This window comes from Microbacterium umsixpiens (genome assembly GCF_053543675.1).
The window spans coordinates 6,864-16,146 of record NZ_JBLVOH010000196.1 but is presented as its reverse complement, the minus strand read 5'-3'; the positions used below and the strand labels follow the sequence as shown (position 1 = coordinate 16,146).

General features: G+C 69.9%; 13 protein-coding genes and 1 tRNA gene. 11 read left to right on the top strand and 3 right to left on the bottom strand.

Annotation, left to right across the window (positions count from 1 at the left end):
* Nucleotides 1-19 precede the first annotated feature (19 nt).
* The gene (locus ACNPM4_RS17470) at nucleotides 20-412 is read right to left on the bottom strand and encodes a nuclear transport factor 2 family protein (RefSeq protein ID WP_029263771.1); all 393 of its coding nucleotides are present in this window, start codon (nucleotides 410-412) and stop codon (nucleotides 20-22) included.
* An 89-nt stretch (nucleotides 413-501) separates the two neighbouring features.
* Between ACNPM4_RS17470 and ACNPM4_RS17465 the strand changes: the two genes are divergently transcribed.
* The 8 genes from ACNPM4_RS17465 (at nucleotide 502) to ACNPM4_RS17430 (ending at nucleotide 6,326) form a co-directional block, all read left to right on the top strand.
* A complete protein-coding gene (locus tag ACNPM4_RS17465; protein ID WP_029263772.1) occupies nucleotides 502-882 on the top strand; it encodes a winged helix-turn-helix transcriptional regulator in 381 nt (126 codons plus the stop codon).
* A gap of 42 nt (nucleotides 883-924) precedes the next feature.
* Entirely contained in the window at nucleotides 925-2,232 is a 1,308-nt protein-coding gene (locus ACNPM4_RS17460) for an aminotransferase class V-fold PLP-dependent enzyme (RefSeq protein WP_448986522.1), read from the top strand.
* Nucleotides 2,229-2,663, top strand: a complete 435-nt coding sequence (gene sufU, locus ACNPM4_RS17455; protein WP_448986521.1) for a Fe-S cluster assembly sulfur transfer protein SufU — start codon at nucleotides 2,229-2,231, stop codon at nucleotides 2,661-2,663. The genes ACNPM4_RS17460 and sufU overlap by 4 nt, the downstream gene beginning before the upstream one ends.
* A 16-nt stretch (nucleotides 2,664-2,679) precedes the next feature.
* The gene (locus ACNPM4_RS17450; protein WP_448986520.1) at nucleotides 2,680-3,621 is read left to right on the top strand and encodes a GNAT family N-acetyltransferase; all 942 of its coding nucleotides are present in this window, start codon (nucleotides 2,680-2,682) and stop codon (nucleotides 3,619-3,621) included.
* Between the two features lie 58 nt (nucleotides 3,622-3,679).
* Nucleotides 3,680-4,321, top strand: a complete 642-nt coding sequence (locus ACNPM4_RS17445) for an NADPH-dependent F420 reductase (protein WP_448986519.1) — start codon at nucleotides 3,680-3,682, stop codon at nucleotides 4,319-4,321.
* A gap of 136 nt (nucleotides 4,322-4,457) precedes the next feature.
* On the top strand, nucleotides 4,458-5,111 hold the full coding sequence (locus tag ACNPM4_RS17440; protein WP_258134184.1) for a GntR family transcriptional regulator: 654 nt from the start codon (nucleotides 4,458-4,460) through the stop codon (nucleotides 5,109-5,111).
* A 109-nt stretch (nucleotides 5,112-5,220) separates the two neighbouring features.
* Nucleotides 5,221-5,466, top strand: coding sequence for a hypothetical protein (locus ACNPM4_RS17435; protein WP_029263778.1), 246 nt, complete (start codon nucleotides 5,221-5,223; stop codon nucleotides 5,464-5,466).
* Entirely contained in the window at nucleotides 5,466-6,326 is an 861-nt protein-coding gene (locus ACNPM4_RS17430) for a hypothetical protein (RefSeq protein ID WP_105711176.1), read from the top strand. The genes ACNPM4_RS17435 and ACNPM4_RS17430 overlap by 1 nt, the downstream gene beginning before the upstream one ends.
* Nucleotides 6,327-6,341: 15 nt before the next feature.
* On the opposite strand, the gene ACNPM4_RS17425 is transcribed toward ACNPM4_RS17430, so the two are convergent.
* The gene (locus ACNPM4_RS17425; protein ID WP_372468407.1) at nucleotides 6,342-7,181 is read right to left on the bottom strand and encodes an SDR family NAD(P)-dependent oxidoreductase; all 840 of its coding nucleotides are present in this window, start codon (nucleotides 7,179-7,181) and stop codon (nucleotides 6,342-6,344) included.
* 130 nt (nucleotides 7,182-7,311) lie between these two features.
* On the opposite strand from ACNPM4_RS17425, the gene ACNPM4_RS17420 reads away from it, so the two are divergent.
* Nucleotides 7,312-7,896: a hypothetical protein gene (locus ACNPM4_RS17420; protein WP_029263781.1), complete on the top strand. Its 585-nt coding sequence runs from the start codon at nucleotides 7,312-7,314 to the stop codon at nucleotides 7,894-7,896.
* 64 nt (nucleotides 7,897-7,960) lie between these two features.
* Nucleotides 7,961-8,033, top strand: a tRNA-Arg gene (locus ACNPM4_RS17415).
* 114 nt (nucleotides 8,034-8,147) lie between these two features.
* Here the strand turns inward: ACNPM4_RS17415 and ACNPM4_RS17410 are convergent.
* Nucleotides 8,148-9,083: a LysR family transcriptional regulator gene (locus tag ACNPM4_RS17410; RefSeq protein WP_105711079.1), complete on the bottom strand. Its 936-nt coding sequence runs from the start codon at nucleotides 9,081-9,083 to the stop codon at nucleotides 8,148-8,150.
* A gap of 71 nt (nucleotides 9,084-9,154) precedes the next feature.
* Here ACNPM4_RS17410 and ACNPM4_RS17405 point away from each other — a divergent pair.
* Nucleotides 9,155-9,283 (top strand): FAD-binding protein (locus ACNPM4_RS17405; protein ID WP_448986529.1); only part of this gene is annotated, 129 nt, incomplete at its 3' end.

Genomic DNA, 9,283 nt, shown 5'->3' with positions numbered 1-9,283 from the left:
CCCCCCCGACGCCGGTCGGTCAGCCCTGACCCCAGAAGCGGTCCTCCGCCTCCTGGTCCTCGCTGATGAGCCAGACTTCGGCGATGCGGTCGCCCGCGATGCGGAAGACGTCGACGCCGTGCTGGTCGAGGTCATCGTGTCCGGCGCGCTGCGCACGGAAGCGCACGGTGGCGGAGACGAGGTCGCCGGCTTCCGTCGCCGAGTCGGTCTCGAGCACGAACGTGCCGCCGCTGAGTTCCATGAAGCGGCCGAGGTGGGCGAGGATCGCGTCGGGGCCGACGTGGTCGCCGGATGCCTGGTTGGCGCCGGGCTGGTGCCACACGGCATCCGGATGGAAGGTGGCCGCCAGTGCCCCCATGTCTCCCGCGGCCAGGGCCGCACCGTACTGTCCTACAACGTCGATCGCCGACATGATGCTCCTTCTCGTGTGGTCGGTACTCTGGAGCATCCAGCGTCTCGCCGAGGGCGCGGTTACTTCAACGTCACCGGGAGGAGCAGCGCATGTCGCGCACGTGGACGGTGTTCTCCGCCAGCTGTCCGTCTCGGGCGTCGCTCGCCCGCATCGCGAACAAGTGGACCGCGATGATCGTCGTCCTCCTGCACGAGCAGCCGCTGCGCTTCGGCGAGCTGCACCACCGGATGGACGGGATCACGAAGAAGGTGCTCGTCGACACGCTCCGTGCCCTCGAACGCGACGGCATGCTGGAGCGAGCGGTCGGCGACGACGGCCATTCGCGCTACCTGCTCACCCCGCTCGGCCGAAGCCTGCATGAACCGCTCCAGGCGCTGCAGGTCTGGGCGGAGTCCCACGTGGAGGACGTGCTCGACGCGCAGGACCGCTACGACGAGGTCGCCGACGCGAAGACGCTCGACGGGCGCTGACCCGCGGGCCCACCCCGGGCTCGCAGGTGGGAAACTGGAACGATGAGCGTTTCTTCCGGTGTCGACGTGATCGCCCCTCTGAGCGAGGCCGAGGTGCGGCGTATCCGCGAGGACTTCCCGATCCTGCACACGCAGGTGCAGGGGCATCCGCTCGTGTACCTCGACTCGGGCGCGACCTCGCAGCGTCCGTCGGCCGTGCTGGATGCCGAGCGCGAGTTCTCGATCACCATGAACTCGGCAGTGCACCGCGGGGCGCACACGCTGGCCGCCGAGGCCACCGAGCTTTTCGAGGATGCTCGCGGCACTCTCGCGCGCTTCATCGGGGCCGACGACGACGAGGTCGTCTGGACCTCGAACGCGACCGAAGCGATCAACCTCGTCGCCTACTCGCTGTCGAACGCGTCGCTCGGGCGCGGGGGAGCGGCCGCCGAGCGGCTCCGCTTGCGTGAGGGTGACGAGATCGTCACGACCGAGATGGAGCACCACGCGAACCTCATCCCGTGGCAGGAGCTCGCGGCCCGCACCGGCGCGACGCTGAAGGTGATCCCTCTCGACGACGACGGTGCACTGCGGCTCGACGCCGCCGCCGAACTCATCACGGCCCGGACGAAGCTCGTGGCGTTCACGCACGTCTCCAACGTGCTCGGCGTGATCAACCCGGTCGAGCGCCTGGTCGCCCTGGCCCGCGAGGTCGGCGCCCTGACCCTGCTCGACGCCTGCCAGTCCGCACCGCACCTGCCGCTCGACGTGCGCGCGCTCGACGTCGACTTCGCCGTGCTGTCCGGGCACAAGATGCTCGGTCCCACCGGCATCGGGGTGCTCTACGGCCGGCGCGAGGTCCTGGCCGCGATGCCCCCGTTCCTCACCGGCGGCTCGATGATCACCACCGTCACGACGACCGAAGCCGAGTACCTGCCGCCGCCGCAGCGGTTCGAGGCGGGCACGCAGCGGGTGTCGCAGGCCATCGCGCTCGCCGCGGCCGTGGACTACCTGACTGAGGTGGGGATGCCGCGCATCGCCGCGCATGAGGCCGCGTTCGGGCGTCGGCTCGTCGACGGGCTGAGCACGATCGACGGGGTCCGCGTGCTCGGTGCCGGGATCGATCTGCCGCGCGTGGGGCTCGCGAGCTTCGACGTCGCCGGCATCCACTCGCACGACGTCGGGCAGTTCCTCGACGACCTCGGCATCGCCGTGCGCGTCGGACACCACTGCGCCCAGCCGTTGCACCGACGCCTCGGCGTCACCTCGTCCACCAGGGCGAGCACCTACCTGTACACGACAGAGGCCGAGGTGGACGCCGTGATCGAGGGTGTCGCCGGAGCGATCGACTTCTTCCGGAGGGGCGCATGAGCGACCTGCAGAACCTGTATCAGGAGCTGATCCTGGATCACTCGCGCACCCCGCACGGCTACGGGCTGCGTGACGAGATCCCGGCGCAGTCGCACCAGCTCAACCCGACCTGCGGCGACGAGATCACGCTGCAGGTGCACCGTGGTCCCGACGGTGCTGTCGAGGCGATCGCGTGGGAGGGTCACGGCTGCGCGATCTCGCAGGCCTCCGCCTCGCTGCTGGCGGAGCTCGCCGAAGGACTCAGCGTCGAAGACCTCGAGGTGCGTATCGCGGCGTTCCGCGAGGCGATGCGCTCCCGCGGCAAGATCGAGCCCGACGAGGAGCTGCTCGGCGATGCCGCGGCCCTCGGCGGGGTGTCGAAGTACGTGGCGCGGGTCAAGTGCGCCATGCTCGCCTGGGTCGCCGCCGAGGACGCGCTCACCCGCAGCTGAGGTGCAGGATGGATGCATGCCCGTGCATCTGAAGCCCCTGCCCGCTGGACGCTTCGACGAGTGGCGAGGCGCGGCCAGACAGCGCCTCATCGACGGCAACCGCGCATCGGGGAGGCGTGTCGGGGATGATGCGGTCGCGTTCGCCGATGAATACTTCGACGAGCTGCTGCCGCACGGGGCGGCGACGCCGACGGCACGGGTCATGCGGATCGTCGACGAGGGTCGGCGCGAGCTCGGCACCCTGTGGCTGGTGCTCGCCGGCACGAAGCTGTTCCTCCTCGACCTCGCCGTCGAGACCGGCCTGACCGGCGCGCAGAACGACGCCCTGGTCGCGCGGATCCTCGCCGTCGCCCGCGACATGGGCGCCACGCAGATCAGTGTGCCGCTGCTCCCGCAGCAGGCGGCAGGTCACGCCCTGGTCGACGGTCGTGGCTTCACGGTCGCGTCGATCCAGATGGTGCTCGAGCCGCTGCCCTCCCGCGATGTCGCCGCGCACGTGGAGGTGGTGCCGATGACCGCGGAGAGGTTCCCCCGCTTCGTCACGGCATCGGAAGCGGGATTCGCCCAGGACCTCGTGTCTTCCGGCCGGTTCTCGCCCGAGGAAGCTGCCGCGGAGTCCCACCGTCAGCTGGTCGAGGAGCTGCCGGACGGCCTCGCCACCCCGGGGCAGGAGCTCTTCACGGCGACCGTCGACGGCGTCGAGGTCGGCATCCTCTGGCTCGGCATGCGCGAGCGCGACGGACATGCGCATGCGTTCGTGCTCGACATCGAGGTCGCCGCAGATCAGCGCCGCAAGGGGTACGGGCGAGAGCTGATGCACGCTGCTGAACGCGAGGCCCGCCGGCTCGGCGCCGACTCGATAGGGCTGCACGTGTTCGGCTTCAACGCCGCCGCCGTCGAGCTGTACGAGAGCCTCGGCTACCGGCGGACCGAGCAGACGCTGCTGCGCGAACTGTGACGCCGGTCACGGGACGACACGAAGGGAATAGTCCGCGGTGCTCGACGTTGCCCCCAGCATGACTACTCTCGGAATCATCGGTGCAGGACACATCGGCAGCCAGGTCGCGCGGGTTGCGGTGGCGAACGGCTACGACGTCGTGATCGCCAACTCCCGCGGTCCGGAGACGCTCGCGGACCTCGTGAAGGAGCTCGGGCCCCGCGCGAAGGCCGCCACGGCGGAAGATGCCGCGGCAGCCGCGGACGTCGCGGTCGTGACCGTCCCGCTTCGCGCGATCGACGCGCTTCCCGCCGCAGAGCTCGCCGGGAAGATCGTGCTCGACACGAACAACTACTACTTCGAGCGCGACGGCCACATCGAGGCTCTCGACAAGGGAGAGACGACGACGTCGGAGCTGGTGCAGCGTGCGCTGCCGGACTCGAAGATCGCCAAGGCGTTCAACCACATCTTCGCGGCCGAGATCACGACCGACGGCAAGCCGGCCGGAGCCCCGAACCGTCGTGCGCTGGCCACCGCCGGCGACGACGCCGAGGCCGTCGCGTTCGCGACGCGCTTCTACGACGAGGCCGGCTTCGACACGGTCAACGTCGGGCCGCTGAGCGAGTCGTGGCGGGTCGAGCGTGATCGCCCGGCGTACGTCGTGCGGCAGAACGCCGAGGAGCTGACCGCGAACATCGCGATCGCCAACCGCCTCCCCTGAGCCCAGCGGGACGAGCGCGACGGAGACCTTCCGCGTCTCGCACGCTCGTCCCGGACCGAGGCATCCCGGGCGTGTTGGGATACCAAAAGTTGAGTATCCCGGCTCGTGATGCGAGAATGCCCAGATGGCGGGGGCTATGGGGACAAGCGGCGAACTCGAATCGGTCAGGGTCACGCGCATCCTGCGCGACGACATCGTGCTGGGCCGACGTGCGCCCGGGTCGCGTCTGGTCGAGCGCGACATCGCGGCCGAGCTGAGCGTCTCCCGCCTCCCGGTCCGCGAGGCCATCCGCACCCTCGTGGCCGAAGGGGTCGTCGTCGCACGCCCCCGCACCTGGGCGGTCGTGCGCGAGTTCACCCGCCGCGACATCCAGGATTTCGCCGAGGTCCGTGAGGCCATCGAGACGCTCATCTTCGTCTTCGCCGCCGAGCGTCACGATGAGGCGGGTATCGCCCGGATCAGAGCCGCCTACGAGCGCGAGTTCGCGGCGGCCACGGCCCAGGACTCGGAGGCTGCGCGGATCGCGGCGGCCGAATTCCACGAGGTCGCGGTCGAACTCGCGGGGAACGAGATGCTCGGGGAGCTCATCGCGGTGTTCCTCACCCGGCTGCGGTGGCTGTTCGGGCAGCACGACGATCTGCTCGCCATGGCCGAAGAGCACCGCATCATCCTCGAGGCGATGGCCGCCCGCGACACGGAGGCGCTCCGCCGTATCGTGCCCGCTCACCTCGCCAGCGGCCAGTCGGCAGCCGAGCGTCGTCTCGCCGACGGTAGCGACCTGTTGGTCTGAACCGCCGCCGTCCCGCTCGCGCACATTCGGGAACACCGACGACGGGTCCAGTTGTATATTGGTCCGATCGGAGTCGGTCCGGAAACGTTGCGCTGTTCTGGGGAGCGAGATGCGGAGTCTTGCTGTCGCGGTCGGGTGCCTGCTGCTTCTCGGAGGAGTCGCGCTGGTCGCGATCGCCGATCAGGAGCGGGTGGCAGCCCTCACCGCCGTCAAAGCGGAGATCGTCCGTGTTGAGCGCGCCCTGGAGGAATCCCACGGGGAGAACCTCGAGCTCGCGCAGAAGCTCACCGCACTGCGGTCGCAGATCGCTGAGCAGGATGCCGAGATCGGCGACACCACGGGGTTCCTGCAGTGATGCGCCGGGTGCTGGCGGTCACGCTCGCGGCGGCGGTCGTGCTGTCCGCCGGAGTGCTCGCGCGGGCGGATGCCCTCGATCGGGAGCGCGTCGCGGTCGTGGCGGAATTCGGCAGCCTGTCGCAGGAATACCACGAGGCCAGGCAGCGCACCGAGTATCTCGAGGCGACGATCGCGCAGGCGGAGCAGGACACGGCCGACCGCGCGGCGGTGCTCGCGGTGCGGCCGGCGTTCGTCGCCGAGATCACGGCCCTGAGCCGCGTCTTCGACAATGCACAGGGGATGGTCGACACCGCCTCTCATCGGGCTGCCGCGCTGTCGGCCCAGCAGACCGTGCTGGCCGAGTCGAGGGACCCCGCCACGGTCACGGCGGCCACGGCCACGGTGCATGCGCTCGCCGAGAAGGTCGGCACCCAGGTCGCCTCGGTGCAGGCCGCGCAGAGCGCAGGACCGGGTGGCCCGGCCTGGACATCGAGCGGGCCGGACGGGTACGCGCGGGTGCGGGCGGCGCTCGACCTCGTCGGCGGAGGAGGTGTCGGGCTGTACGAGTCGTCGTCGTGCGCGGGCGGGAACGCGCCGGCCTGCGCCAACAGCAACGGCTACATCAAGTACCGCGGCGACATCGCGAACTGGAGTGCGGGCCGGTTGAACTGGGCCATGGCGCACGAGCTCGCGCACATCTACCAGTTCCGGGTCTGGGGTGCGCTCACGTCTTCCGGCGCGTACGCCTCGATGTTCGGCAACGACCCGGAGTTCCTCGCCAACTGCATGGCCGTCGTCCGCGGCTACCCCGGCTCGGTGGGGTGCAACGGCGATCAGCAGGCGTGGGCGTCGGGGATCTGGGTGGGCGCGGTCCGCTGACCCGGCCCGGTGCGGTCAGGCGACCGGCGTCGTCGTGTCGATCGCCGCGCGCAGCGGCCGTCGCATCACGCGCCAGTACGACGACGGGGCGATGCGCGTGAGCACGTCGATCAGTCGTGCCTCCCGTCCGACCATCGTGCGGGCAGCCCTTCGCTCGGTCGCTCGGACGATGCGGGCCGCAGCGTCCGCCGGGTCGGTGTGGTACATCGCGGCCTGTGCGGCGGCGGCACGAGCGGCGACTTCCGGATCGATCGCGGCGGCGTAGCGCCCGTGCAGGATGATGCCGGTGCGGACCCCGGCCGGATAGACGGCGCCGACGCTGACCGTGGTGCCCTCCAGCTCGTGCCGCAGTGCCTCGGAGAAGCCCCGCACGGCGAACTTGCTCAGCGCGTACGGGATGCGCCCGGCCGGAGCGGCGAGCGCATACACGCTCGCGAAGTGGGTGATGTGCGCGGCGGGCGCAGCGCGGAGGGCGGGCAGCAGCGCCTTGGTGATCGACACCGTGCCCCAGAGATTCACGTCGGTGAGCCAGCGCATCTCCTCCATCGTGAGCTGGTCGAGGTTTCCGAGCATCGACGAGCCGGCGCAGGTGATGAGGGCGTTGACCCTCGGATGCGCTGCGGTGATCTCGGTGGCGGCGGCGAACACGGCGTCGTCGTCGCGGAGGTCGACCACGTGCCTGGTCACCCGGGCGTCTCCCAGTTCGGCGGCGAGGGTCGCGAGCGCGGCACTGTCGTGGTCGATCAGGGCGAGGTGCGCTCCTCGGGTGGCCAGCAGGCGGGCGATGTCGGCGCCCATGCCGTTCGCGGCGCCCGTGATCACGGTGGTGCTGCCGGCGAGATCGAGGTGTTTCATGAGTCTCCTGCGGTGCGCGATCCGGGGCCGTGGCTGCGGATGTCGGAGGGGTGGGGCATGCTGATCCGGAACCATTCTGGCCGACACCGGGCCCCAGTGATACCGGTACGCTCGTGGAGAGGAGGTACCGGTGGGACGGACAGCGGATGCCATCGCCGAAGGCGTCGCGATCGCGACGGCTGCCGCGCGCCTCGCCGTGAAGAATCACATCCTCATCGGCACCATCGCCGAAGACGGTGTCTTCGACATGGAGAAGTACATCGACGACGCGCGGGAGGCGCTGCGGGCGATGGCCGAGGAATCGGAAGAAGCGGCCGCCAACGTCACCGCGCTGCGTAAGCGGGCCAGGGGTCGGCACTCCGATCCGGTGGGCACGCACGACTACCGCGACCGCGATGTGCGAAACCTGCGCCGCCGGGCCAAGCAGTCCACCGGGGTCGGCCAGCGCCTGCGCGAGATGATGGAAGACCGGGAACGTCTGGCGCAGATCGTCGAAGAGGCGCGGGACGCCGCCTGGGCCGACGTGCGCCACAATCTCGACCGCCGATTGCGGGTCGAGGGCATGCGACCGGATCAAGATCCCGACTACGGGCGCATGCGCGAGGCACGCATGCAGGCGCTGCGTCTCGTCGACCTGCAGGCGCTCTCCTCCGAGCAGCGCGCGCGGGCCAAACGGCGCAAGAAGCAGCAGAAAGCCGAGGCGGCGAGCGACTGAGGCCTCGTTTCGCTTTCGCGTCAGGACTGTTGTAGGCTGTTCCACGGCCCGCTGAGCGGGCTGGGCGCCCGTAGCTCAATGGATAGAGCATCTGACTACGGATCAGAAGGTTAGGGGTTCGAGTCCCTTCGGGCGCACACTGTGTTGAGACAGTACAGAATCCCCGTCGCGAAAGCGGCGGGGATTCTGCTGTATCCGGGCCGCTTCATCGAGGCAGCTGATGGTGTGCTCTCGGGTTGACCGCCGGCAGCTCAGAGCAGGCTGGTGATCGCAGGGTCGCGGCGGGCGACCTCTGCGGCCGTGGCGACGATGACCTCGCGGATCGCGGCGACCGCGACCGCAGGAGTGACGTCCGCTCGGTGGGCGAGGCTCACGGTGCGGGTCATCATCGGGTGTGTCAACCGCACCGAGCGCAGCGCGGGGCGATCGAGCAGCACCATCGCCGGGACCACCGCGACGCCGACACCGCGCTCGACGAAGCGCAGCACCGCATCCATCTCGGCGCCCTCGAGCACGTGCGTGGGCACCAGGCCCTCCGCGCGGAAGGCGGCGTCGGTGGTCGCTCGCAGCTCGTACGTCTCGTCGAGGGCGATGAGCGGGAGGGTGGCCAGGTGGGAGAGGCTCATCGCGGGCATGGTCGAGACCGGTGGCTCTGTCGCGGCGGAGATGACGACGAGCTCTTCGGCGAGCAGTGGCATGCGCGTGAGGCTGAAGCCCGACGGTGGTGGACCGTCGGATTCGGTGATGAGGGCGATGTCGACGGCGCCGACGGCCAACTGCTCGACGAGCCGTCGGGAACCGCTCTCGGTCAGATGCAGATCGACGCCCGGATGGCTGGCGTGGAACACGCTGATCGCCTCGGCGACGAGGCTGATGCAGAGCGTGGGCGGCGCGCCCAGCCGTACGCGTCCACGGCGAAGACCGGCCAGCTCGCCCATCTCGTCGCGGATGGCGTCGGCTTCGGCGAGCATGCGCTGTGCACGGGGGAGGAGCGTCTCTCCCGCTGCAGTGAGCGCGATGTGGCCGCGTGCGCGGTGGAACAGTTCGGCGCCGAGCTCGCGTTCGAGGGTGGAGATCTGTCGGCTCAGCGACGGCTGTGCCAGGTGCAGGTGCTCGGAGGCGCGGGTGAAATGTCCGAGGCGTGCGACCTCGACGAACCCGCGGAGCTGCTCGAGGTTCATGGTCATAGCCTACCGGCATCGTTTCCACTCGAACTATGCATTGGAGTTATTAGGGTCCCCTTATTAGCGTGGAAAGCATGTCTACCCCCGAACGTCAGATATCCACCACCGTCCTCGTGATCGGCACCGGCGGCTCCGGTCTGCGCGCAGCGATCGAGATCGCCGAACACGGCGTCGATGTCCTCGCCGTCGGCAAACGTGCGCGT